Origin of the sequence: Prescottella subtropica (assembly GCF_005434945.1) — a bacterium.
In the GTDB taxonomy this organism is placed as follows: domain Bacteria; phylum Actinomycetota; class Actinomycetes; order Mycobacteriales; family Mycobacteriaceae; genus Prescottella; species Prescottella subtropica.
Genome location: NZ_SKCH01000007.1, coordinates 68,799 through 92,986, shown reverse-complemented (window position 1 = coordinate 92,986; position 24,188 = coordinate 68,799). Strand labels below are relative to the sequence as shown.

Here is a 24,188-nt window from a genome sequence, read left to right as displayed (position 1 = left end):
ATCGCAACCGTATCGCCGCAGGTAGAGCATCATTTTCCGAGCCTGTGACCGATTCGGCGAACGGGCGGCACGTGGCATAGCCCACAGTCGACGCCGCCGCACCGGCCCGATACGAAAAAATCTCACGGAATCCGGGCGATCCCGCATTCCCGTGCCGCACGCAGGGACGACGAAGGCCGGATCCGGGGGCACCCGGATCCGGCCTCGGGCCGCACGAGACGGCCTCACATCGCGTCTAGGCCTGCAGGAACGCGAACGACTCCACAGACCGCGACACGGCCTCCTGCAGTGCCGTAACCGACGGTCCCGCCCGCAGCACCTCGCGCGAGACGGCGGGCACGACCGACCGCAGGCAGTCCCCTGCCAGCCGGCGCACGTCGTCGGCGGTACCGCCCTGGGCCCCGACTCCCGGCATGAGGATCGGGCCGTGCAGCCCGCCCAGATCCGGGGCGTCGGTGAGGGTCGCCCCGACCACGACACCGACCGAGCCGAGCACGTCGGCGCCGGCGTTGCGGGCCGCGGCCTCGTCGACCATCACCTGGGCGACGGACCGACCGTCGGCGACCGTCGAGCGCTGCACCTGCGCACCCTCCGGGTTGGACGTCGCGGCGAGCGCGAACACACCGCCGTGATTGCGCTGCGCCAGCTCCAGCACCGGGTTCAGCGAACCGAACCCGAGATACGGCGACACCGTCACCGCATCGGACTCCAGCGGCGACCCGGCACCGAGCCACGCGCGGGCGTACGCGTTCATCGTGGAGCCGATGTCGCCGCGCTTGGCGTCCGCCAGGACGAGCGTGCCGGCCTCCCGCAGCACCGTGACGGTCCGTTCGAGGACCGCCAGGCCGGCCGACCCGTACGCCTCGAAGAACGCGACCTGCGGCTTGACCAGCGCGACCCGGCCGACGTACGCCTCGACGCAGATCTCGCTGAACTTCTCGAGTCCGTCGACGTCGTCACCGAGTCCCCACGCCTGCAACAGCTCCGGGTGCGGGTCCACACCGACGCACAGCGGGCCGTACTGCCCCATCGCCGCGGTGAGCCGCGCCCCGAAACCAGCCTTCTCGACCGTCACTGCTGCGCTTCTCCCGCTGCCCCGGACTCACGCAGCCGCGCGTGCAGTTCCTGCAGCGACTGGACGCCGATACCGCCGCGCAGCGCCGCCTCGATGCCCTGCACGGCCGCCGACGCGCCCTGCACGGTGGTGATGCACGGGACGGACTTGCCGACCGCCGCGGCACGGATCTCGTAGCCGTCGACACGCGGGCCGGAGTTGCCGAACGGGGTGTTGATCACCATGTCGACCTCGCCGGCCTCGATCCGGTCGACGATGGTGCGCGCACCCTCGGGCAGGACCTCCCCGGACTGCTTGTGCACCCGCTCCACCGCGATGCCGTTGCGGCGCAACACGTCCGCGGTGCCCTCGGTGGCCAGGATCGTGAAGCCCAGGTCGGCGAGTCGCTTGACCGGGAAGATCAGCGATCGCTTGTCGCTGTTCGCGACCGAGACGAACACCGTGCCGGAGGTCGGGAGCGACCCGTACGACGCGGTCTGGCTCTTGGCGAACGCGGTACCGAAGTCCGCGTCGATGCCCATGACCTCGCCGGTGGACTTCATCTCGGGGCTGAGCAGCGTGTCGACGCGGGTGCCGTCGGCGCGACGGAACCGGTTGAACGGCAGCACCGCCTCCTTGACGGCGACGGGGGCGTCGACCGGCGTGGTGCCGCCGTCGCCCTCCGCCGGCAGGATGCCCTGCGTGCGCAGGTCGGCGATCGACTCGCCCAGCATCACACGGGCACACGCCTTCGCGAGCTGCACGGCCGTGGCCTTCGAGACGAACGGCACCGTCCGCGACGCGCGCGGGTTGGCCTCGAGGACGTAGAGGATGTCGTCCTTGAGCGCGTACTGCACGTTGAGCAGACCCTTGACGCCGATACCCTTCGCGAGCGCCTCGGTGGAACGGCGCACGTTCTCGATGTCGGCGCGTCCCAGGGTGATCGGGGGCAGCGCGCACGCCGAGTCACCGGAGTGGATACCGGCCTCCTCGATGTGCTCCATGATGCCGCCGAGGTACACCTCGGTGCCGTCGCACAGGGCGTCGACGTCGATCTCGACCGCGTCCTCGAGGAAACGGTCGACCAGGACCGGACGGTCGTCGGAGATCTCGGTGGCCCGGGAGATGTAGTTCTCCAGCGACTTCTCGTCGTACACGATCTCCATGCCGCGGCCGCCGAGGACGTACGACGGACGCACCAGCACCGGGTAGCCGATGCCCGACGCGATGTCGCGGGCACCCTCGAACGTGGTGGCGGTGCCGAACTTCGGGGCGGGCAGCCCGGCCTCGGTGAGGACGCGGCCGAACTCGCCACGATCCTCGGCCAGGTCGATGGCCTCCGGGCTGGTGCCGACGATCGGCACCCCGGCCGCCTTCAGGCGCTTGGCCAGACCCAGCGGCGTCTGGCCGCCGAGCTGGACGATGACGCCGGCGACGGTGCCGGAGATCGTCTCGGCGCGGTACACCTCGAGCACGTCCTCGAACGTCAGCGGCTCGAAGTACAGGCGGTCGGCGGTGTCGTAGTCGGTGGAGACGGTCTCGGGGTTGCAGTTGACCATGACGGTCTCGTAGCCCGCCTCCGACAGCGTCTGCGCGGCGTGCACACACGAGTAGTCGAACTCGATGCCCTGACCGATCCGGTTCGGACCCGAGCCGAGGATGAGGACCTTGGGACGCTCGGTCTGCGGCGCGACCTCGGTCTCCGCCTCCGGGTCCAGCTCGTACGTCGAGTAGTGGTACGGGGTCTTGGCCTCGAACTCGGCGGCGCACGTGTCGACGGTCTTGTAGACCGGGTGCACGTCCAGTTCGGTGCGCAGGGCCCGCACCGCGTCCTCGGCTGCCTGTCCTGCACCGCCGAACTGCTGCGGGCGCAGGGCCGCGATCTGCCGGTCGGAGAAGCCGTGGTGCTTGGCGAAGCGCAGCTCCCGCTCCCCGAAGCTGTCGGCGGAACGGACCTCACGGCCCAGCTCGACGATCTGCTGCATCTGGTCGAGGAACCACGGATCGATCGCGGTGGCGTCGAACAGCTGCTCGAGCGTCGCACCCAGCTCGAAGGCCTGTGCGATCTGGTACATGCGGCCGTCGGTCGGAACCTTGATCGCCTCGAGCAGTTCGTCCAGCGAACCCTCGACCTCCGGGCCCGTCCAGTAGCCGGCCCGCTTCGTCTCGAGCGAGCGCAGCACCTTACCGAACGCCTCGGTGAAGTTGCGGCCGATGGACATGGCCTCACCGACGGACTTCATCGTGGTGGTCAGGGTGCCGTCGGCGCCCGGGAACTTCTCGAACGCGAACCGCGGGGCCTTGACGACGACGTAGTCGAGCGTCGGCTCGAAGCAGGCCGGCGTCTCCTTGGTGATGTCGTTGATGATCTCGTCGAGCGTGTAGCCGATGGCCAGCTTCGCGGCCATCTTCGCGATCGGGTAGCCCGTCGCCTTCGACGCCAGCGCCGACGACCGCGACACGCGCGGGTTCATCTCGATGACGACCAGGCGGCCGTCCTTCGGGTCCATCGCGAACTGGATGTTGCAGCCGCCGGTGTCGACGCCGACCTCGCGCAGGATCTCGATCGACAGGTCGCGCATCTCCTGGTACTCGCGGTCGGTGAGGGTCATCGCGGGGGCGACGGTCACCGAGTCGCCGGTGTGCACACCGACCGGGTCGACGTTCTCGATCGAACAGATGATGACGACGTTGTCGTTGCCGTCGCGCATCAGCTCGAGCTCGTACTCCTTCCAGCCGAGGATCGACTCCTCGATCAGGACGTTCGCCGTCGGCGACGCGGCCAGTCCGCCGCCGGCGATCCGCTCGAGGTCCGTCTCGTCGTAGGCCATGCCGGAGCCGAGTCCGCCCATCGTGAACGACGGCCGCACGACCACCGGGTAGCCGAGTTCGGCGACGGTGTCCTTGCACTCGTCCATCGTGAAACACACCCGCGAGCGGGCGGACTCGCCGCCGCACTTGGTGACGATGTCCTTGAACTTCTGCCGGTCCTCACCGCGCTGGATGGCGTCGAAGTCGGCGCCGATCAGCTCGACGCCGTGCTTCTCGAGCATGCCCTGCTCGTGCAGCGCGACCGCCGTGTTCAGCGCGGTCTGACCGCCGAGGGTCGCCAGAACCGCATCGATCTTGTGGCCCTTCGCGGCCTCCGCGATGATGACCTTCTCGACGTACTCGGCCGTGATCGGCTCGACGTACGTGGCGTCCGCGAACTCCGGGTCGGTCATGATCGTCGCCGGGTTCGAGTTGACCAGCGAAACCCGCAGGCCCTCCTCCTGGAGGACGCGGCACGCCTGGGTACCCGAGTAGTCGAACTCGCATGCCTGGCCGATGACGATCGGGCCGGAGCCGATGACGAGGATGTGCTCGAGATCTGTACGACGTGGCATTACTTCTTGACTCCCTCGAGCATGGTGGTGAAACGATCGAACAGGTAGGCGGCGTCGTGCGGGCCGGCCGCGGCCTCGGGGTGGTACTGCACCGAGAACGCCGAGCCGTCGAGCAGGCGGACGCCCTCGACGGCGCCGTCGTTGGCGCACGTGTGGCTGACGACGGCGCGACCGAACGCGGTGTCGAATTCCTGACCGGCCTCACCCTCGAGCGCGAAGCCGTGGTTCTGCGCGGTGATCGCGACGCGGCCGGTCTCGTGCTCGATGACCGGGATGTTGATGCCGCGGTGGCCGAACTTCATCTTGTAGGTGTTCATGCCCAGCGCGCGGCCCAGGATCTGGTTGCCGAAGCAGATACCGAACAGCGGCAGACCCTGGCCGAGCACCTCCTTGGTGAGGTGGACGGCCCCGTCCGCGGTGGCCGGATCGCCCGGGCCGTTGGACAGGAACACGCCGTCGGCCTTCAGGTCGAGGATGTCGTGCAGCGTCGCGGTCGACGGCAGCACGTGCACCCGGATGCCGCGCTCGGCGAACATGCGCGGGGTGTTGGTCTTGATGCCGAGGTCGATGGCGGCGACGGTGAAGCGGGCCTCACCGCCGGCAGGCTCGACGACGTAGCCGTTCGGGGTGGACACCTCGCCGGCCAGGTCGGCGCCGAGCATCGACGGCTGGTTCTTCACCCGCTCGATCAGGACGTCCGTGTCGGCGAGCGCCTCGCCGGAGAAGATGCCGGCACGCATCGAGCCGCGGGTGCGCAGGTGCCGGACGAGGGCGCGGGTGTCGATGCCGGCGATGCCGACGATCCCCTGGCGCTCGAGCTCGTCGGTCAGCGACCCGGTCGCCCGCCAGCTCGAGGTGCGGCGCGACGGGTCGCGCACGACGTAGCCGGCGACCCAGATCTTCGACTCGGCCGACTTGCCGGTCGGGCCGACCGACTCGTTGTCCTCGGCGTTCCAGCCGGTGTTGCCGATCTGCGGTGCCGTCGACACCACGATCTGCCGGTGGTAGCTGGGATCGGTGAGGGTCTCCTGGTAGCCGGTCATGCCGGTGCTGAAGACCGCTTCTCCGAGGGTCTGCCCGACGGCACCGAAGCTGGTGCCGCGGAAGACCCGGCCGTCCTCGAGAACCAGGACCGCCGTATTGCTGTCAAAGGCGCTCATGCGTCTTCTCCGTTCTGCTCGACCTCACCAGAGCCCGCCGCATTCGCTGTGTCATCACTACTTGTCTCACGTACCCATACCGGGTACACCGTCTTGTCGTCGCCACGGAATCCCGTGTCGACCTCGGTGCCGGTGGGCAACTCCCACCGGATCACCAGGACCCCGTCCTTCGTCATCACCTTGCCGGCGAGACCCCGCTCGGTCCGGATCGCCCGGATCGACTCGTTCGGGATCCAGATGGCCGACGCGCCGTCCCGCTCGAGCAGGACACCGCGCGTCCAGCGGCTCAGCTCACCGGTCGCCCGGTGGCCGATGTCGCCGACCGCGATCCGGTCCTGCCAGCTCGGGGCGAGCGTGCTGCCCACGTACAGGCCGGTGCTCGGGGCGATCAGCTGCTCACCGAGATCCGCCGGAACCTGTGGCAGCGTGCCGACCGTCTCGGCCTGGCGCCTGGCCCGGTTCTTCCAGCCGCGGTACATCAGCAGCACCATCAGCAGCCAGACCAGGATGCAGCCGACGACCCACAGGATCCGTTCCGTACTCACTGCTGTGCTCCCTTCGGGTACACCCGGCCGTCGAGGGCGGTGACCCGGCCCCGCAGGATCGTCGCCGTCACGGTCGCCGGCAGGGTCATCGCCTCGTACGGGGTGTTGTTCGCGACCGACGCCAGCGCCGGGCCGTGCACCGTCCACTCGGCGTCCGGGTCGATCAGCACCAGGTTCGCCGGCTCCCCCACCGCGATCGGGCGGCCCTGGTCGTCGAGACCGGTGATCTCGGCGGGCCGCTCGCTCATGACGCGGGCGACGCCGCGCCAGTCCAGCAGACCCGGCCGCACCATGGTCTCCACCACGATCGACAGTGCCGTCTCGAGGCCGAGCATGCCCGGGCGGGCCTGCGCGAACTCGCAGCACTTGTCCTGCTCGGCGTGCGGCGCGTGATCGGTGGCGACGCAGTCGATGACGCCCTCGGCCAGACCCGCGCGCAGAGCCGCGACATCCGACGCCTCCCGCAGCGGCGGGTTGACCTTGTTGACCGCGTCGTACGTCTCGAGCCGGGAGTCGTCGAGCAGCAGATGGTGCGGGGTGACCTCGGCGGTGATCGAAATGCCCTGGCCGCGTGCCCACTTCACCAGTTCGACGGATCCGGCCGTCGACGCGTGGCAGATGTGGACGCGGGCACCGGCGTCCCGCGCGAGCAGCGCGTCACGCGCGACGATCGACTCCTCCGCGGCGCGCGGCCAGCCGGCCAGGCCGAGCCGGGCCGCGGTCGGACCCTCGTGTGCGACCGCGCCGACCGTGAGCCGCGGCTCCTCCGCGTGCTGCGCGACGAGCACACCGAGCGACGCCGAGTACTCCAGCGCGCGGCGCATGATGAGCGGATCGTCCACGCAGTGGCCGTCGTCGGAGAACATCTTGACCCGCCCGACACCGGCGGCCATCGTCGCCATCTCGGCGAGCTGCTTGCCCGCGAGCCCGACGGTGACGGCACCGACCGGGTGCACGTCGACGAGGCCGACCTCCTGGCCGCGGCGCCACACATGGTCGGTGATCACCGCGGTGTCGGCGACCGGGCTGGTGTTGGCCATCGCGAACACCGCGGTGTAACCGCCGAGCGCGGCCGCCGCCGACCCGGAGTCGATGGTCTCGGTGTCCTCGCGGCCGGGCTCGCGCAGATGCGTGTGCATGTCGACGAACCCGGGCAGCAGGATCTTGCCGCCGCCGTCGACGACCTCGGCGCCGTCGGGGGCCTCGAGTCCGGCACCGATCGCGAGGATCTGCCCGTCCCCGAGCAGCAGATCGGTCGGCTCCCCCTCCCCGTACACCAGAACGTTCTCGATCAACACGTTCCCGCTCGCGGACATGTGCGGCGCCACCTTCTCGTTACTCGTCGTAGTCGTATTCGTAGTCGTATTCGGGTCGCTCACGCGACCTCGTCCGTCCCCACCAGCAACCGGAACAGGACCGCCATCCGCACGTGGACGCCGTTCGTGACCTGCTGCAGGACAGCAGCCTTCGGTGAATCCGCGACCGCCGACGCGATCTCCATGCCGCGCAGCATCGGACCCGGGTGCAGGACGACGGCGTGCTCGGACAGCAGCCCCAGGCGCTTCTCGGACAGCCCGTAGGTGATGGAGTACTCGCGCGGCGACGGGAAGAACCCGCCGTTCATCCGCTCCGCCTGCACGCGCAGCATCATCACCGCGTCCGCGCCGGGCAGTTCCGCGTCCAGCGAGTGCGACACCCGCACCGGCCACGTCTCGACCCCGGTCGGCAGCAACGTGCGCGGCGCGACGAAGACCACCTCGGCGCCGAGCAGCGACAGCAGCAACGCATTCGAGCGCGCCACCCGGCTGTGCAGGATGTCGCCGACCAGCACGATGCGCCGGCCCTCGAGGCCACCGAGGCGCTGGCGCAGCGTCAACGCGTCGAGCAGGGCCTGCGTCGGATGCTCGTGGGTGCCGTCACCGGCGTTGATGACGGAGGGACCGTCGCCTGTGCCGCTCGAGTCCCCGGTCCAGGCGGCGATCTGGTGCGCCGCACCGGACGCCGGATGCCGCACGATCAGCGCGTCCGCACCGGCCGCCCGCAGCGTCATCGCGGTGTCCCGCAACGACTCGCCCTTCTTCGCCGACGAACTCGAGGCGCTGACGTTGATGACGTCCGCGCTCATCCACTTGCCGGCCACCTCGAACGAGACGCGGGTGCGGGTGGAGTTCTCGTAGAACACCGTCATCACGGTGCGCCCCCGCAGTGTCGGGAGCTTCTTGACCTCGCGTCCGAGCAGTGCCTGCTCGAAACGTTCCGCGTCGTCGAGCAGCGCGGTGGCCGAATCCCGGTTCAGATCCGCGATCGAGAGCAGGTGCTTCACTTGTCGTTCTCCTCCGCGTGACCACTCGAGAGCACGACACCGTCGCGGCCGTCGTGCTCGGCGAGCAGCACGTCCACGTCCTCGGTGCGGGCGGTGGGCACGTTCTTTCCTACGTAGTCGGCACGCAACGGCAACTCCCGATGACCCCGGTCGACGAGGACCGCGAGCTGGACGGCGCGAGGGCGGCCCAGGTCGCGCAGCGCGTCGAGCGCCGAGCGGACCGTACGGCCGGAGAAGAGGACGTCGTCGACGAGCACCACGAGGGCGTTGTCGACACCGCCCTCGGGGACGGACGTCCGCTCGAGCGGACGGTGCGGCTTGGTCCGCAGATCGTCGCGGTACAGCGTGATGTCGAGCGACCCGACCGGCGGGCGCACACCCGTGAACTCTTCGATCTTGTCGGCGAGCCGGACGGCGAGCGTGGTGCCGCGGGTCGGGATGCCGAGGAGGACGACACGCGTCGACTCGTCGAGAGCGGTCTTCTCGATGATCTGATGGGCGATACGTGCGACGGTCCGGCCGACGTCGGCCGGGGACAACAGTTCGCGAGCGTTCGCGGGAAGACCGGACGACGGTCCTTCGGGCATACGCATACAGCGACCTCCTTCTCCGCCTCTCTGGACGGATCGTTAAAGGATGCCTGACGCGGATCAGCCTAGCAGCGGGCCGGTCCGCGCCGGACTCCGGGTGGATGGAGCCGGACGCGAGAGAGCACACTGCCGCCCACCCCGGTGCGGGATGGGCGGCAGTGGCGTCATGTCAGGACTCGGCGTCGGCGGTGCCGGCAGATCCGGCACTGTCGGCGGTGCCGGCAGATCCGGCACTGTCGGCGGTGCCGGCAGATCCGGCACTGTCGGTGCTGTCGGCGTCGGTCGCCTGGGCCCGCTGCGAGGTCGCGGCGGCGGCGGCCCGCACCTGCGGGGCGACCAGGACGATCTGGCCGAGGATGCCGTTGACGAATCCGGGGGAATCGTCGGTGGACAGTTCCTTCGCGAGTTCGACGGCCTCGTCGACGGCGACGACCGGCGGCACGTCGGTGGCGTGGAACAGTTCCCACGCCGCGATCCGCAGGATCGCGCGATCCACCGCGGGCAGCCGTTCGAGGGTCCAGTCCTGCAGGTGCGACGCGATCACCTGATCCAGACGGTCCAGGTTCTCGGCCACCCCCTCGACGATCGTGATCGTGTACGGGGCGACCGGCGCGACGGATTCGTCGCGCGCAGCCAGACGCACCCGGTCCTCGGCGAGTTCGACAGGATCGACGTCCCGCGCCTCCGCCTCGAACAGGAAGTCGACGGCGCGCTTGCGCGCCTTGTGACGTGCTCCGAGTTTCTTATGCGTGCCCGACACTCAGGAATTCACACGCCCGAGGTAGTTGCCGTCCCGCGAGTCGACCTTGAGCTTGTCGCCGGTGTTGATGAACAGCGGGACCTGGATCTCGGCGCCGGTCTCGAGCGTCGCCGGCTTGGTGCCGCCGGTGGAGCGGTCGCCCTGCAGACCCGGATCGGTGTGCTGGACCAGCAGCTCGACGGTGACGGGCAGCTCGACGAACAGCGGGGCTTCCTCGTGGGTGGCGACCTGGACCTGCATGTTCTCGAGCAGGAAACGGGCGCCGTCACCGACGGTGTCCTCCGGGATCGAGAGCTGGTCGTAGGTCTCGCCGTCCATGAAGATGTAGTCGCTACCGTCGTGGTACAGGTAGGTCATGTCACGACGGTCGACCGTGGCGGTCTCGACCTTGACGCCGGCGTTCCAGGTCTTGTCGACGGTCTTGCCGGAGAGCACGTTCTTGATCTTCGTGCGAACGAAGGCCGGACCCTTACCGGGCTTGACGTGCTGGAATTCGAGGATCTGCCACAGCTGGCCCTCGATCTTCAGCACAAGTCCGTTCTTGAAATCACTGGTATCTGCCACTTGGGTTCGCGTCTCCTTCAGACGATCGTGAGGTCCTTGCCGGTGAGGGTGAGGAGTTCGGGCCCCTGATCGCGGACGACGAGCGTGTCCTCGATCCGGACGCCACCGCGTCCGGAGAAGTACACGCCCGGCTCGACGGTCACCACCGCACCGGCTAGCAGTGTACCGGTGCCGAGCGCACCGATCCCCGGTGCTTCGTGGATCTCGAGGCCGACACCGTGCCCGAGTCCGTGCAGGAACAGTTCACCGTGACCGGCGTCGTCGATCACCGTCCGCGCCGCGGCGTCCACCGACGCGACCTCCGCACCGGGAGTGAGTGCGGCCCGCCCGGCGGCCTGCGCCCGCGCGACAAGGTCGTACACGTCACGCTGCCAGTCCGCGGCCGTCCCGAGCACGTAGGTGCGGGTCATGTCCGAGTGGTAGCCGCCGACCTGCGCCCCGAAATCGATTTTGACGAAATCCCCGGAGCGCAGCACGGCGGCCGTCGGACGATGATGCGGGACCGCCGAGTTCGGACCGGCGGCCACGATCGTCTCGAACGAGATGCCGTCGGCGCCACGTTCGAACATGAGCCACTCGAGGTCGCGGCCCACCTCCGTCTCGGTGCGCCCGGGCCGCAGCCCGCCCCGGGCGATCAGATCGGCCAGCGCGGCGTCGGCGACCGCGCACGCACGCCGCAGCAGGTCGATCTCGCTCTCGTCCTTGACCTCCCGCAATCCCTCCACCAGCCGCGGCGCCCGCACCAGAGCGGGTGCCACACCCGTCCACGTCGCATGCTGGTCGACGGTCACGGCGTGGCTCTCGAACCCGATCGCACCCGCACCCGACTGTTCGAGCAGCACCGGCGCGCACGCGCGGGTGATCTCCGCCCGCAGATCCGGCACCTGCTCGGCGACCTGCACGAGATACCGGCCGTCTGTGGCGATCACGGTGCGGTCCTCGGTGCCGGGCGTGTCGGCCGCGGACACCAGCAGCGCCGCGTTCGAACCGGTGAACCCGGTCAGGTAGCGGACGTTGAGGAGGTCGGTCACCAGCAGGGCGTCGAGGCCGCGTTCTCGGAGGAGCACCCGGAGGCGCTCGCGGCGGGTGGCGGTCGGGGCGGTCGGACGGGTCACCGGATCGATCGACATGCCCCGAAACTACCGCTGACCGGCGCTCGGCACCGCACGGCACTCGACGTGTCCCACACCTCCCGGAGGCGTTTGTGTGGGTTAGGACACAGATACCGAATCGTGCTGGTTACGCTGTGTCACATGAATGGGTGGGTCGTACGAGGCCTCGGTCTCGCAGTGGTATACGTCGTGGTGCGCACGTTCCTGGGAGCAGCGGTGACGCAGTGGCCCGAACAGGGTTCCGTCATGCGGTGGTTCTCGCTGGTCCTGGTGATCCTCGCGGCATTCCTGTGGGGTGCGTTCGACGGCATCCGGGACCGGCGCGCCGACCCCGATCCCGACCACGGCGCGGACCTGACGATGCCGTGGCTGAAGGCGGCCTTCGTGGCCGGCATCCTCGGCGGCGTGGCGGCATGGCTCGTCGGGATGCTGTTCGACATCGCGGTCACCAGCAACGGCCTGCTGTTCGAGGTGACCTCGGGCGCCGCGTTCACGGTGCTGCTGGTGTTCGTGCCCGCCATGATCGGTGTCGCACTCGGCCGGCTCGTCGCCGGCCGCGACACCGGCAAGACGGGTACCGGTGTGCCGGTCGCCGCGGATGCGGATCTCGAGGACACGACCGCCGCGAACTACGCGGACAGCGAATGGTCCTACGAGCACGACGCCGACGACACCGACACCGAGGTGTTCGCGCCGGTCGACCCGAACGGCACGACGGGCGGATCGCACCGCGCCGACCGGTAGTCGGTACAGAAAAGGGGCCGAGGCGGTGAATCCGCCTCGGCCCCTTCGTCGTCCGCGAAAGGTATCAGCCGCGTTCGGCCAGGAACCTCAGTGCGAGGGGGTAGCCGGCGACCCCGAGGCCGACGATGCAGCCCGTCGCGATCGGGCTCAGGTACGAGTGGTGCCGGAACTCCTCCCGCGCGTGCACGTTCGAGATGTGCAACTCCACGAGTCCGGCGGTCAGCTCGGCGCACGCGTCACGCAGCACCACCGACGTGTGGGTGAGCCCGCCCGCGTTGAGGATCACCGGCTCCCCCGCGTCGGCGGCGTCGTGGATCCAGCCGAGCAGATCGGCCTCGCTGTCGGACTGCCGGACGACGACCTCGATACCCAGGTCGGCCGCGGCCCGCTCGCACAGCGCGACCAGGTCGTCGTGGGTGGTCGACCCGTACACCTCGGGCTGGCGTCTGCCGAGCCGCCCCAGGTTCGGGCCGTTGATCACCTGGACCCTCACAGCAGGATCGCCCCGCCGCTCGGGCGCTCGTCGCGGGCGATCGCCGAGTAGGCGGCCGCGAGCAGCGTCGGATCCGGGCCCTCGAGCCGGCCCGGCTTCGCGAGACCGTCGAGCACCACGAACCGGAGCATCCCGTTGCGGTTCTTCTTGTCGGTCTGCATGCCCTTCAACAGATCCGCGAACGCGTCCCCGTCGTAGCTGGTGGGCAGGCCGACCGACTCGAGGATCGCCTTGTGCCGGTCGGCGGTGGCGTCGTCGAGGCGTCCGGCGAGCCGGCCCAGTTCGGCTGCGAACACCAGGCCCACGGACACCGCGGCGCCGTGACGCCAGCGGTAGCGTTCGCGGCGCTCGACGGCATGGCCGAGGGTGTGGCCGTAGTTGAGGATCTCCCGCAGGCTCGACTCCTTGAGGTCGGCGGCCACGACGGACGCCTTGACCTCGACGGAGCGGCGGATCAACTCGGGCAGGACGGTGCCGGTCGGGTCGAGTGCCGCCTCCGGGTCGGCCTCGATCAGGTCGAGGATCACCGGGTCGGCGATGAAACCGGTCTTGATGACCTCGGCCATGCCGGCGACGATCTCGTTGCGCGGCACCGTCTCGAGGGTCGCCAGGTCGACGAGGACCGCGGACGGCTCGTGGAACGCGCCGACGAGGTTCTTGCCGGCCTCGGTGTTGATGCCGGTCTTGCCGCCGACCGCGGCGTCGACCATCGCCAGCAGCGTCGTCGGCACGTGCACGATCCGCACGCCGCGCATCCACGTGGCGGCGACGAACCCGGCCAGGTCGGTGGCGGCGCCGCCACCGAGGCTGACGATCGCGTCGCTGCGGGTCAGGCCGATCCGGCCGAGCACCTCCCAGCAGAAACCGGCGACCGCGAGGTCCTTGCCGTCCTCGGCGTCCGGAATCTCGATGCGGTGCGCGTCGATCCCCTTCTCCGCCAACGCGGCCCGCACCGCTTCCGCGGTCTCCGCGAGCGGCGGCTGATGGAAGATCGCCACCGTGCGGGTGCCCTCGAGTTCCTCGACGAGTTCGCCGAGCAGACCCCGCCCGATGATCACCGGGTAGGGATCGGCGGTGTCCACCTGGACGCGTACCGGTTCGGTCACTGCTCTACTGCTCCGCTTCTGTGTGCTCTTCCGGGACGCCCGGGTCGGGCTCGCCGGTCAACTTCGTCACCAACTGCTGGACGACCCGGCTCGGGCTCCGGCTGTCGGTGCGTATCCGGATGGTCGCCACCTGCCGGTACAGCGGCCGACGTCGACGCATCAACGCGTGGTACTTGCCCGCCGGGTCGTCCCCGGCCAGCAGCGGTCGGCCCGTCGTGGCACCGGTCCGCTTCAGACCCTCGGCGACGCTGATCTCCAGATACACCACGGTATGCCCGGACAGTCGTTCCCGGGTGGCCGGCGACAGGATCGCGCCGCCGCCGAGGGACACGATCCCATCCTGGGACTCGAGGGCGTCGGCAACCACCTGTTCCTCGACCTGCCGGAAGTACGGTTCCCCGTCGGCCGCGAAGATCTCCGGGATGGTGCGGGCCTCGCGGCGTTCGATCTCGACGTCGGTGTCGAGCAAGTCCAGGTCGAACGCCTGGGCGAGCCGTCGGCCGATGGTCGACTTGCCCGCCCCCGGCGGCCCGATCAGCACCGCGCGCGGCGTCATCCGATCACCGCGGCGGACGGGCCGCGATGCCGCCGACGTACCGCTGGAAGTTCGAGCGGGTCTCGGCGATCGAGTCGCCCCCGAACTTCTCGAGCGCGGCCTGCGCGACGACCAGCGCCACCATCGCCTCGGCGACGACACCGGCGGCCGGGACCGCACACACGTCGGAGCGCTGATGGATGGCGACGGCTTCCTCGCCGGTGGACATGTCGATCGTGGACAGGGCACGCGGCACGGTGGAGATCGGCTTCATCGCCGCCCGCACCCGCAGCGCCTCACCGTTGGTCATGCCGCCCTCGAGGCCACCGGCACGGTTGGTCGACCGCTGGACACCGTCCGGGCCGGGATGCATCTCGTCGTGGGCGGCGCTGCCACGGCGGCGGGCGGTCTCGAAGCCGTCACCGACCTCGACACCCTTGATGGCCTGGATGCCCATGAGGGCGGCTGCGAGCTTGGCGTCGAGGCGGTCGGCGCCGCTGATGAACGAGCCGAGTCCGACGGGCAGACCGTGGACGACGACCTCGACGATGCCGCCGAGGGTGTCGCCGTCCTTCTTGGCGGCCTCGATCTCCGCGATCATCGAGGCCTCGGCGGCCTCGTCGAACGCGCGGACCGGGCTGGCGTCGATCGCGTCGAGGTCCCCGGGCTGCGGCACCGGGCCGGTGTACGGCTCGGACGCGCCGATCGAGACGACGTGCGAGAGCACCTCGACACCGAACAACTGCTGCAGGAACTGGCGGGCAACGGTACCGGCGGCGACCCGGGCCGCGGTCTCACGGGCGCTGGCGCGCTCGAGGACGGGGCGGGCGTCGTCGAAGCCGTACTTGAGCATGCCCGAGTAGTCGGCGTGGCCGGGACGCGGACGGGTCAGCGGAGCGTTGCGGGCCTGACCGGCGAGCTCCTCGGCATCCACCGGGTCGGGCGACATGATGGTCTCCCACTTGGGCCATTCGGTGTTGCCGACCTCGACGGCGATGGGGCCGCCGAGCGTGCGGCCGTGCCGGACGCCGCCGATGATCGTGACCTTGTCGGCCTCGAACTTCATGCGGGCGCCGCGGCCGTAGCCGAGACGGCGGCGCGCGAGCTGCGCCGCGATGTCGTCGGACGTCACGTCGACACCGGCGACCATCCCCTCGAGCATGGCGACGAGGGCGGGACCATGGGACTCTCCAGCAGTTATCCAGCGCAACACGATCAGCATCTTTCCACGTCTCGTGTCACACCCACCACAGGGATACCGCGGTGGCCGCGCACATCGACGGCCCGTGCGCGATCACGGCCCCACGGTTGCGCCACGCGAGTCCGACGACGGCGGTGACCACGGGGGCGAGTGCCGCCGCCGTCAGCCAGGTGGACGCCCCCGCCACCCCGGTCACCGCACCGAGCCCGAGCGCGAGTTTGACGTCCCCGGCACCCATCGAGCCGGGCGCGATCAGGTGCAGGACCAGATAGGTGCCGGCGAGCAGGAGGGCGCCCACGACCGCGGCCCGGCCGTGACCGGCCACCGTGGCCACGGCGACCGCGCAGGCCGCGCCGGGCAGGGTGAGGGTGTTCGGCAGGCGTCGCACCCGCAGATCGACGACACTCACCGCGATCATCCACCACACCAGTGCACATGCCGGCACCAGCAGGAGCGCGACGCCGGTCCGGTAGGCGGCGGCCGCGAACCCTGCCGCGCAGGCCGTTTCGCACCACCACGTCGGGATCGGCGCGCCGGCCGTCCAGCGGGCCGCCAGCCGACGCGTCCCGAACCCCACCACCGCACCGAATGCTGCGGCCACCACGATCCCTGTCATGGGCCGAGCGTGTACGGTCGGACACCCACGGCCCGGCCGCCGACCTGGGCCGACGGAAAGTCTGTGGATGAACGCGGTGCTGTGGATGAACGGTTTCCGCGCCGCCGCGGGCGGTTGCTGCGGCATCGGCCGGGAGGCTCGCGCAGCAACCGCCCGCGGCACGACCCCGGCTACCGGATCGCGGCGGCCATCGCGTCACGGGGGGCGGGCATGCCGGTGAACTGTTCGACCTGTCCGTACGCCTGGTTGAGGAGCATCGCCAGGCCGCCGACGACGGTGCCGCCGGCGCACTCGACGGCAGCGGCCAGGGGTGTGGGCCACGGGTCGTAGATGGCGTCGAGGACGAACGGGGCGCGGCCGATCACATCCGCGTACGGGGCCGCCCCGGACGCGGGCACCGTGCTGACCAGAACGGCGGCGTCCGCACACGTATTGCCGAGGCGGTCGTCGTCGAAGGTACTGTGCCGCACCGTCAGTCCCACCGCCTCCGCGCAGTCCAGGGTGGCGCGGGCCCGTCCGGCGTCGCGGGCCACGACCGTCACCGACGTGATGCCCAGATCAGCGAGGGCGACCAGTGCGGGACGGGCGGTGCCACCGGCGCCGACCACGACGGCCGACGCCCCGGCCACGTTCCCGAGTCCGCCGCCGGTGAGGGCGCCGCGCACCCCGTCGACGTCGGTGCAGTCGGCCCGCCAACCGGTCTCGGTGCGCACGAGGGTGTTCGCGGAGCCGATGGTGACGGCCCGCGCGGTGCGCTCGTCCGCGAAGGCGAGGGCCGCGACCTTGCCGGGCATCGTCACCGACAGGCCCACCCACTCCGGGCCGAGACCGGCGACGAGACCCGGCAGCTGCTCGCCGGTGCATTCGATGCGCTCGTACGTCCAATCCCCCAGCCCCAGCGCGCGGTACGCGGCCAGGTGCAGCAGGGGGGACTTCGAATGCGCGATGGGGCTACCCAGCACGGCCGCCTTACGGGCTGACACGTCGATCACCGTCCACTGTCGAGGATGCCACTGTGCTGCGCCAACTCGATGTTCGCGAGGTGTTCGTCGTAGCTGCGGGTGAAGAGCGTGGTGCCCTTCTTGTCGATCGTCACGAAGTACAGGAAGTCGCCGGGGGCCGGATTCTCCACTGCGCGCAGCGCCGTGATGCTCGGTGACGCGATCGGCGTCGCGGGCAGGCCCGGCATCGCGTACGTGTTCCACGGAGTGACCCGGGCCCGGTCCGCGTCGGTGGTGGCGACCTCGGTCTCGTCGAGCGCGTAGTTGACGGTCGAGTCGAACTGCAGCGGCTGGTCGACCGCGAGCCGGTTCAGCACCACCCTCGACACCTTGTCGAAATCCGAGGGCAGCGCTTCACGTTCGACGAGCGACGCGACGACGAGCATCTGGTACGGGTCCAGTCCGACGTTCACGCCCGCCGACTCGAGACCCGTCGCCTCGTAGCTGTCGGCACTCGCGCTCACCAACTGCCGCAGGATCTCCGTGGCGGACTGCGTGGGATCGAAGTTCCAGCTACCGGCCGCGATCAGACCCTCGAGCTGCCGGTTCCGGTCCGGCACGTGCGCCACCCGGTCACGCGCCCACTCCGGTACCCCCAACGCCACCAGATCCGTTCCGGCACCGGCCCGTTCGAGATCGTCGTAGCCGACGCACACCGGCGCGGCGTCCGGGCCGACGCAGCTGGCCTCGGCGACGAGCGTGTAGATGCCCTTCTTCACCGCGCCGGTCTGCACGTCCCGGGTGTCGTGGAGCTGACGGCCCTCGGCGATCACCAGCGCACCGACCCGCGACGTCGGGGCGACGAGCGCCGACACCGCATCGGCACCGGAGATCTGCGTCGACACGGAGTAGAAACCGGGCTGCACCGAGCTGATCGCGTCGTTGCGCAGCGCGGCCCGATAGAACGCGGCCGAACTCTTGACCACGTCCTTGTCGGCCATCGCGGTCGCGATCTGGTTCGCGGTGTCACCGGCGTGCACCTGGACGACGACCTCCGGGCCGCCCGGCCCGGCGTAGTCGGCGATGTCGCCGCCGGTGAGCTTGTCGTAGGCGGCGAACCCGGCGGCACCCACACCGCCGAGGAGGACGGCACCGGCGAGGACGCCGATGACACGGCCACGTCGTCTGCGACGGGCCGCCGCCTGCATGCGCCGGGCCTCGGCGCGGGTGACCGCGCCGACCTCGGTCGGCAGGGCGCGACGGTCGCTGTCCGGGTACCGGTAGTCGTCGTACTCCGGTTCGTACCCGTACTCCGACCGGTAGTCGGGGGGCGTCTCGTAGTCGGGGTACCCCGTCGGCTGCCGGTGATCGGTCACAGGCCGCCCTCCGTGGGTCGGCCGCTACCGTCCGGATCCGTCACGTTCACCGTCGCACTCCGCTCGTCCAACCATCCCTGCAAGATCGCCACGGCGGCGGCCTGGTCGATCATCGACCGCTGCCCCTTGGCCCGGACGCCGCTCTCGCGCAGTGCGCGGGACGCGGTGACCGTCGAGAACCGCTCGTCGGCCATCCGTACCGGGATCGGGTCGACGGCGCGCCGGAGCCGCCGGGCGAACGCGGATGCGATGTCCGCGGCCTTGCCCGGCTCACCGCGCAACGTCTGCGGCAGTCCGACGATAACCTCGACGGCCTCGTATTCCTCGACGATCGCGACAATCCGCCGGATGTCCGGCGCGTCGGGTCCGCGGTCCTTGGACCGGGCGACGGTCTCCACCGGGGTCGCGAGGATGCAGTCGGGGTCACACGAGGCGACCCCGATCCGCACACTGCCGACGTCGACGCCGATGCGGCGTCCCCGGCCCGGGTCGTCGACACCGGGATGATCCGGGCCGGGACAGCCGGGGCCCGACCGGTCGATACGGTCGGGGCCCGGCGCTTCCGGCGGCACTGCTAGGAGTTCCCGGCCAGTTCGGCGACCCGGGCCCGCACACCCTCGAGGGCGGCGGGGATCCCGGCGGTGTCGGAGCCGGAGCCCTGCGCCATGTCGGCCTTGCCGCCGCCACGGCCACCGATCTGCGGGCCGAAGCTCGACACCAGCTTTCCGGCCTCGATACCGAGTTCCTGGGCGGCCTTGGTGGTCGCGACCACGAACGGGACCTTGCCGTCGGCGTCGCCGAGCAGCACCACGACCGCCGGCCGGCTGCCGAGACGACCGCGGATGTCGGTGACGAGGCCGCGCAGGTCGTTGCCGGAGACGCCGTCGGGCGCCTGTTCGGCGACGAGCAGCACGTCACCGATGCGGTGCGCCTTGTCGACGAACGTGCCCGCGGACGCGAGGACCGCGGCGGCCTTGGTGGCCTCGAGTTCCTTCTCGGCGACCTTGAGGCGTTCGACGAGCGCCTCGATACGGGCCGGAACCTCCTCCGACGGCACCTTCAGCGACGACGCGACACCGGCGAGCAGCGCCCGCTCCTTCGCCAGGTAGCGGTAGGAGTCGAGGCCGACGTACGCCTCGACGCGGCGGGCGCCGGAGCCGACGGACGACTCACCGAGCAGCGTGATCTGACCGATCTGCGCGGACGTCTGTACGTGGGTGCCACCGCACAGTTCCATCGAGAACGGTCCACCGATCTCGACGACCCGCACCTCGTCGCCGTAGTTCTCGCCGAACAGGGCCATCGCACCCATCTGCTTGGCCTTGTCCAGGTCGGTGACGAAGGTGTTGACGCTGTGGTCGGCGGCGACGGCCTCGTTGGCGACGGCCTCGATCTCGGCGAGTTGCTGCGCCGACAGCTGGTTCTGCCACGCGAAGTCGAACCGCAGGTAGCCGGGCTTGTTCAGCGAGCCCTTCTGGGTGGCGTTCGGGCCGAGGAGCTGACGCAGCGCCGCGTGCACCATGTGGGTGCCGGAGTGGCCCTGCGTGGCGCCCTTGCGCCAGTCGGCGTCGACCTGCACGAGGACGACGTCGCCCTCGGTGATCTGGCCCTCCTCGACGGTGGCCTTGTGCACCCACACCTTCTTGGCGATCTTCTGGACGTCGCCGACCTTGACGCGCAGTCCGGCGGCGGTGATGGCACCGATGTCGGCGATCTGGCCGCCGGCCTCCGCGTACAGCGGGCTGCGGTCGAGAATGATCTCGATCTCCTGGCCGGCGGTGGCGGTGGGCACCCGGACCCCGTTCGAGACGAGTGCGAGGACGTGCGCCTCGGACACCAGCTCGTCGAAGCCGGTGAACTCGGTGGCGCCGCGGTCGACGAACTCCTTGTAGACGGTCAGGTCGGCGTGCGCGTGCTTGCGGGACTGCGCGTCCTGCTTCGCGCGGGTGCGCTGCTCGGCCATGAGGGTGCGGAACCCGGCCTCGTCGACGGACAGGCCGGCCTCCGCGGCCATCTCGAGGGTGAGGTCGATCGGGAAGCCGTAGGTGTCGTGCAGCACGAACGCCTCGTTGCCGCCGAACACCTTCCTACCGGCGGACCTGACCTCGTCGGCCTCGGCCTCGAACCGCTTGGAGCCGGAGTCGAGGGTGCGCAGGAACGCGGTCTCCTCACCGACGGCGACCCCGAGGATCCGGTCGAAGTCGGTGGTCAGCACCGGGTACGACTCCGACATGGTGTCGCGGACGACGGTGACGAACTCGGCCATGGCCGGCTTCTCGGCACCGAGCAGCTTCGCGGAGCGGATGATGCGGCGCAGCAGACGGCGCAGCACGTAGCCGCGGCCCTCGTTGCCGGGAGTGACGCCGTCGGCGATGAGCATGACGGCGGTGCGGGCGTGGTCGGCGATGACCCGGAACCGGGTGTCGGCGGCGGACGCGTCCGGTCCGTCGGCGCCGTATGTGCGGCCGGACAGTTCCTCGGCCTTGGTGATCACCGGGCGCACCAGGTCGGTCTCGTACACGTTGTCGACGCCCTGCAGCAGGAACGCGACCCGCTCGACGCCCATGCCGGTGTCGATGTTCTGCTTCGGCAGCGGGCCGAGGATCTCGAAGTTGTCCTTGCCGGTGCCGTCGCCGCGCTCGTTCTGCATGAACACGAGGTTCCAGATCTCGAGGTAGCGGTCCTCGTCGGCCTCCGGGCCGCCGTCGACGCCGAACTCGGGGCCGCGGTCGTAGTAGATCTCCGAGCACGGACCGCACGGGCCGGGGACACCCATCGACCAGTAGTTGTCGGCCATGCCGCGGCGCTGGATGCGCTCGTCGGGGATCCCGGCCTCGTCCTTCCAGATGTCGCGGGCCTCGTCGTCGTCGAGGTAGACGGTGACCCACAGCCGCTCGGGGTCGAAGCCGTAGCCGCCGTCGTCGACGCTGTTCGTCAGCAGCGCCCACGCGTGCCGGATCGCCTCACGCTTGAAGTAGTCGCCGAAGCTGAAGTTGCCGGCCATCTGGAAGAACGTGTTGTGCCGGGTGGTGACGCCGACGTTCTCGATGTCGCCGGTGCGCACACACTTCTGCACGCTGGTCGCGGTGTCGTACGGCGGGGTCTGCTGACCGAGGAAGAACGGCTTGAACTGCACCATGCCGGCGTTGACGAACAGCAGGTTGGGATCGTCGAAGATCAGCGAGGCGCTGGGCACCTCGGTGTGGCCCGCCTTGACGAAATGGTCGAGGAAGCGCCTACGGATCTCGTGGGTCTGCACCTGGGTTCGTCCTTACCTGTGTTCCATCGGATGACTCTGAAATAGCTCGGTGTTCGTCCGCCGATGCCGCCGCCCGGTCACCCGGGCAGCGCGAATCGGCCTTCGGCAAGCTTAACGCTCACCCGCGAGGCAATTGTTTCCCGTCTGTGACCCGCGGGGAGGGTCAGCGTCCGCGCACGATCCGGCGCAGCTTCCCGACGCGGGCGGCGATCTCCCGTTCGGCGCCGTGCGCGGTGGGGACGTAGTAGTCGACGCCGACGATCGCGTCGGGCGGATACTGCTGCCGCAGCACCCCGTCGGGGTGGTCGTGCGGGTACTTGTAGCCGATGCCGTTGCCGAGACCGGCGGCCCCCGCATAGTGGCCGTCCCGCAGGTGCGGGGGTACGAGCCCGGACTTGCCGGCGGCGACGTCGGCCATCGCCGCCCCGAGCGCGGCGATGACGGCCCCCGACTTGGGTGCGGTCGCCAGGTGGATGGTGGCCTGCGCGAGCGCGAGCCGCGCCTCCGGCATCCCGATCAGTTGCACGGCCTGCGCGGCGGCGGTCGCGGTCTGCAGTGCCGTCGGGTCGGCCATGCCGATGTCCTCGCTGGCGTGCACGACGAGGCGGCGGGCGATGAACCGCGGATCCTCCCCCGCCGTGATCATCCGGGCCAGGTAGTGCAGGGCGGCGTCGACGTCGGAGCCGCGGATGGATTTGATGAACGCGCTGATGACGTCGTAGTGCTGGTCGCCGTCCCGGTCGTAGCGGACGGCGGTCTTGTCGACGCTGGCCTCGACGGTGTCGAGGTCGAGCAGAGCGGGCCGGGTGTCGGTGCGGTCGAGGGCGGTACCGGCGGCCGCCTCGAGCGCGGTCAGGGCGCGTCGCGCGTCCCCGGCGGCGAGCCGCACCAGGTGTTCGAGGGCGTCGTCGGCGATCTCGACGGTGCCGCCGAGGCCGCGCTCGTCGGTGCGGGCGCGTTCGATGACGGTGCGGATGTCGTCGGCGGTGAGGGACTGCAGGTTCAGTACCAGCGACCGGGACAGCAGCGGCGAGACCACCGAGAACGACGGGTTCTCGGTGGTGGCCGCGACGAGGAGCACGATCCGGTTCTCGACCGCGGCGAGCAGCGCGTCCTGCTGGGTCTTGGAGAAGCGGTGCACCTCGTCGATGAACAGCACCGTCTGCTCGCCCTGCAGCAGTCGTCGGCGCGCCAGTTCGATGACGCCGCGCACCTCCTTCACCCCGGCCGACAGCGCCGACAGCGCCTCGAACGTGCGGCCGGTGGCCCCGGAGATCAGGGACGCGAGCGTCGTCTTGCCGGTACCGGGCGGCCCGTACAGCAGCACCGACGACGCCCCCGACCCCTCGACGAGCCGGCGCAGCGGCGTCCCCGGACCGAGCAGATGCTGCTGGCCGACCACCTCGGACAGCGTCGCCGGACGCATCCGGACGGCGAGCGGTGCTCCGGGTGCGGCAGCCGGCAGCGGCCGCGACGCGCGCGGCGGCAGCGGTTCGGGCTCCGGGTCCGGCGCGGGGTCCGGGGTCTCGAACAGTCCGGCGTCGCCGTCGGCGTCGGGGGCGCCGAAGAAATCAGTCACGCCCCGACGCTACTAGTTCTCACCGACCGAACAGCGCCGCGAGGAAGCCTCGCCTGGCGGGCCGCTCGCACGTGCACTGCCGCGCCTTCGGCACCGACCGCATCACGTCGTCGACGTGCCGGCCGCAGCCGCTCCACGTGGTCTTGGAACAGGTGGTGCAGGTGACGGCGCGGCACACAGGGTCTCCTCGGGGTGCGGGGTACGAGAACAGCGACGACTATACCCCACGGGGTATATGCGTCAGTCGACATTCCCCTCCCACCAGCGCCGTTTACGCCGTAAAGTACATTTCCTTACAACGTAAGGAGCACGGTGGCCGCACCCCCGGACCGGTTGACGCTGGACGCGATCGTGGATGCCGCGACGGCACTGGCCGACGAGCGCGGCACCGCTGCGGTGCCACTGCGCGCCGTCGGGGACCGACTCGGCTGCACCGCGATGGCGCTGTACACGTACGTCACAGGCAAGGACGACCTGCTCGCGGTCATGTTCGACGCCGCCCACGACGGGCTGGCGGCACCGCCGCCGATGTCGGTGACGGAGTGGGCCGGCCGACTGCTCGACCGCTACGTCGCCCACCCGTGGATGCTCGATCTGGTGCACGGGCGGCCCGGCGTCGGACCGCATCAGCAGGCGGTGCTCGACGCCCTGCTGGCGATCCTGCTGCCGGGCGGTCTCGACCGCCGCGACGTGGCGGCGATCGCGTCGGCGGTGTTCACGCTGACCGCGGCGGCTGCCCGGACGACCGTCGACTCCCCCGGACTGGCCGACGCGGCCCGCGACAACCTGTACCGCGCCGTCGACCTGCTGCTGCGCGGTGCGGCGCCCACCGCGGAGAACTAGC

At 70.4% G+C, this 24,188-nt stretch carries 23 protein-coding genes; 2 read left to right on the top strand and 21 right to left on the bottom strand.

The window, feature by feature from the left end; all coding sequences use genetic code 11:
- Positions 1-235: 235 nt before the first annotated feature.
- The 10 genes from pyrF to E0497_RS09220 all read right to left on the bottom strand — a co-directional run bounded on the left by pyrF (position 236) and on the right by E0497_RS09220 (position 11,512).
- Positions 236-1,075: an orotidine-5'-phosphate decarboxylase gene (gene pyrF, locus E0497_RS09265; RefSeq protein WP_277751675.1), complete on the bottom strand. Its 840-nt coding sequence runs from the start codon at positions 1,073-1,075 to the stop codon at positions 236-238.
- Entirely contained in the window at positions 1,072-4,440 is a 3,369-nt protein-coding gene (carB, locus tag E0497_RS09260; protein ID WP_137724495.1) for a carbamoyl-phosphate synthase large subunit, read from the bottom strand. The genes pyrF and carB overlap by 4 nt, the downstream gene beginning before the upstream one ends.
- Positions 4,440-5,600, bottom strand: coding sequence for a glutamine-hydrolyzing carbamoyl-phosphate synthase small subunit (carA, locus tag E0497_RS09255; protein ID WP_137724494.1), 1,161 nt, complete (start codon positions 5,598-5,600; stop codon positions 4,440-4,442). Before carA ends, carB begins: the two co-directional genes overlap by 1 nt.
- Complete coding sequence (locus E0497_RS09250) at positions 5,597-6,091, bottom strand: PH-like domain-containing protein (protein ID WP_137724584.1); 495 nt, start codon at positions 6,089-6,091, stop codon at positions 5,597-5,599. Before E0497_RS09250 ends, carA begins: the two co-directional genes overlap by 4 nt.
- Positions 6,092-6,141: 50 nt before the next feature.
- Complete coding sequence (locus tag E0497_RS09245; RefSeq protein WP_137724493.1) at positions 6,142-7,461, bottom strand: dihydroorotase; 1,320 nt, start codon at positions 7,459-7,461, stop codon at positions 6,142-6,144.
- Between the two features lie 59 nt (positions 7,462-7,520).
- Positions 7,521-8,468 (bottom strand): aspartate carbamoyltransferase catalytic subunit, encoded by a 948-nt coding sequence (locus E0497_RS09240; RefSeq protein ID WP_137724492.1) that lies wholly within the window; start codon positions 8,466-8,468, stop codon positions 7,521-7,523.
- Positions 8,465-9,061, bottom strand: coding sequence for a bifunctional pyr operon transcriptional regulator/uracil phosphoribosyltransferase PyrR (pyrR, locus tag E0497_RS09235; protein ID WP_137724491.1), 597 nt, complete (start codon positions 9,059-9,061; stop codon positions 8,465-8,467). The genes E0497_RS09240 and pyrR overlap by 4 nt, the downstream gene beginning before the upstream one ends.
- A 166-nt stretch (positions 9,062-9,227) precedes the next feature.
- Positions 9,228-9,818, bottom strand: a complete 591-nt coding sequence (nusB, locus tag E0497_RS09230; protein ID WP_137724490.1) for a transcription antitermination factor NusB — start codon at positions 9,816-9,818, stop codon at positions 9,228-9,230.
- Positions 9,819-10,382 (bottom strand): elongation factor P, encoded by a 564-nt coding sequence (gene efp / locus E0497_RS09225; protein ID WP_137724489.1) that lies wholly within the window; start codon positions 10,380-10,382, stop codon positions 9,819-9,821.
- Positions 10,383-10,399: 17 nt separating this feature from the next.
- On the bottom strand, positions 10,400-11,512 hold the full coding sequence (locus E0497_RS09220; protein ID WP_137724488.1) for a M24 family metallopeptidase: 1,113 nt from the start codon (positions 11,510-11,512) through the stop codon (positions 10,400-10,402).
- A 123-nt stretch (positions 11,513-11,635) separates the two neighbouring features.
- Between E0497_RS09220 and E0497_RS09215 the strand changes: the two genes are divergently transcribed.
- Positions 11,636-12,238 (top strand): B-4DMT family transporter, encoded by a 603-nt coding sequence (locus E0497_RS09215; protein WP_137724487.1) that lies wholly within the window; start codon positions 11,636-11,638, stop codon positions 12,236-12,238.
- Positions 12,239-12,302: 64 nt separating this feature from the next.
- Here E0497_RS09215 and aroQ read toward each other — a convergent pair whose 3' ends face one another.
- From aroQ to E0497_RS20605, 11 genes are all read right to left on the bottom strand, one after another.
- Entirely contained in the window at positions 12,303-12,731 is a 429-nt protein-coding gene (gene aroQ / locus E0497_RS09210; RefSeq protein ID WP_137724486.1) for a type II 3-dehydroquinate dehydratase, read from the bottom strand.
- On the bottom strand, positions 12,728-13,837 hold the full coding sequence (gene aroB / locus E0497_RS09205; protein ID WP_137724485.1) for a 3-dehydroquinate synthase: 1,110 nt from the start codon (positions 13,835-13,837) through the stop codon (positions 12,728-12,730). The genes aroQ and aroB overlap by 4 nt, the downstream gene beginning before the upstream one ends.
- 4 nt (positions 13,838-13,841) lie before the next feature.
- A complete protein-coding gene (locus tag E0497_RS09200; protein WP_137724484.1) occupies positions 13,842-14,393 on the bottom strand; it encodes a shikimate kinase in 552 nt (183 codons plus the stop codon).
- Positions 14,394-14,397: 4 nt separating this feature from the next.
- Positions 14,398-15,585 carry a chorismate synthase gene (aroC, locus tag E0497_RS09195; protein ID WP_137724583.1) on the bottom strand — a complete coding sequence of 396 codons (1,188 nt, stop codon included), beginning with the start codon at positions 15,583-15,585 and terminating at the stop codon, positions 14,398-14,400.
- 25 nt (positions 15,586-15,610) lie between these two features.
- Entirely contained in the window at positions 15,611-16,189 is a 579-nt protein-coding gene (locus tag E0497_RS09190; protein WP_137724483.1) for a prepilin peptidase, read from the bottom strand.
- Positions 16,190-16,359: 170 nt separating this feature from the next.
- Positions 16,360-17,181, bottom strand: a complete 822-nt coding sequence (locus tag E0497_RS09185; protein WP_421958324.1) for a shikimate dehydrogenase — start codon at positions 17,179-17,181, stop codon at positions 16,360-16,362.
- Positions 17,178-18,506, bottom strand: a complete 1,329-nt coding sequence (mltG, locus tag E0497_RS09180) for an endolytic transglycosylase MltG (protein ID WP_137724481.1) — start codon at positions 18,504-18,506, stop codon at positions 17,178-17,180. The genes E0497_RS09185 and mltG overlap by 4 nt, the downstream gene beginning before the upstream one ends.
- The gene (ruvX, locus tag E0497_RS09175) at positions 18,503-19,048 is read right to left on the bottom strand and encodes a Holliday junction resolvase RuvX (RefSeq protein ID WP_137724582.1); all 546 of its coding nucleotides are present in this window, start codon (positions 19,046-19,048) and stop codon (positions 18,503-18,505) included. Before ruvX ends, mltG begins: the two co-directional genes overlap by 4 nt.
- Positions 19,049-19,080: 32 nt before the next feature.
- A complete protein-coding gene (gene alaS, locus E0497_RS09170; protein WP_137724480.1) occupies positions 19,081-21,765 on the bottom strand; it encodes an alanine--tRNA ligase in 2,685 nt (894 codons plus the stop codon).
- Between the two features lie 163 nt (positions 21,766-21,928).
- The gene (locus E0497_RS09165) at positions 21,929-23,344 is read right to left on the bottom strand and encodes a replication-associated recombination protein A (RefSeq protein WP_137724479.1); all 1,416 of its coding nucleotides are present in this window, start codon (positions 23,342-23,344) and stop codon (positions 21,929-21,931) included.
- A gap of 19 nt (positions 23,345-23,363) precedes the next feature.
- Positions 23,364-23,522 carry a hypothetical protein gene (locus E0497_RS20605; protein ID WP_170312924.1) on the bottom strand — a complete coding sequence of 53 codons (159 nt, stop codon included), beginning with the start codon at positions 23,520-23,522 and terminating at the stop codon, positions 23,364-23,366.
- Between the two features lie 134 nt (positions 23,523-23,656).
- On the opposite strand from E0497_RS20605, the gene E0497_RS09160 reads away from it, so the two are divergent.
- Complete coding sequence (locus tag E0497_RS09160) at positions 23,657-24,187, top strand: TetR/AcrR family transcriptional regulator (protein ID WP_137724478.1); 531 nt, start codon at positions 23,657-23,659, stop codon at positions 24,185-24,187.
- Position 24,188 lies beyond the last annotated feature (1 nt).

Bases quoted from the DNA above. Each gene is read 5' to 3' on its own strand.
- carB (WP_137724495.1), bottom strand. From the start codon at position 4,440: ATGCCACGTCGTACAGATCTCGAGCACATCCTCGTCATCGGCTCCGGC.
- carA (WP_137724494.1), bottom strand. From the start codon at position 5,600: ATGAGCGCCTTTGACAGCAATACGGCGGTCCTGGTTCTCGAGGACGGC.
- E0497_RS09250 (WP_137724584.1), bottom strand. From the start codon at position 6,091: ATGGTGCTGCTGATGTACCGCGGCTGGAAGAACCGGGCCAGGCGCCAG.
- E0497_RS09245 (WP_137724493.1), bottom strand. From the start codon at position 7,461: ATGTCCGCGAGCGGGAACGTGTTGATCGAGAACGTTCTGGTGTACGGG.
- pyrR (WP_137724491.1), bottom strand. From the start codon at position 9,061: ATGCGTATGCCCGAAGGACCGTCGTCCGGTCTTCCCGCGAACGCTCGC.
- E0497_RS09220 (WP_137724488.1), bottom strand. From the start codon at position 11,512: ATGTCGATCGATCCGGTGACCCGTCCGACCGCCCCGACCGCCACCCGC.
- E0497_RS09215 (WP_137724487.1), top strand. From the start codon at position 11,636: ATGAATGGGTGGGTCGTACGAGGCCTCGGTCTCGCAGTGGTATACGTC.
- E0497_RS09200 (WP_137724484.1), bottom strand. From the start codon at position 14,393: ATGACGCCGCGCGCGGTGCTGATCGGGCCGCCGGGGGCGGGCAAGTCG.
- E0497_RS09190 (WP_137724483.1), bottom strand. From the start codon at position 16,189: ATGACAGGGATCGTGGTGGCCGCAGCATTCGGTGCGGTGGTGGGGTTC.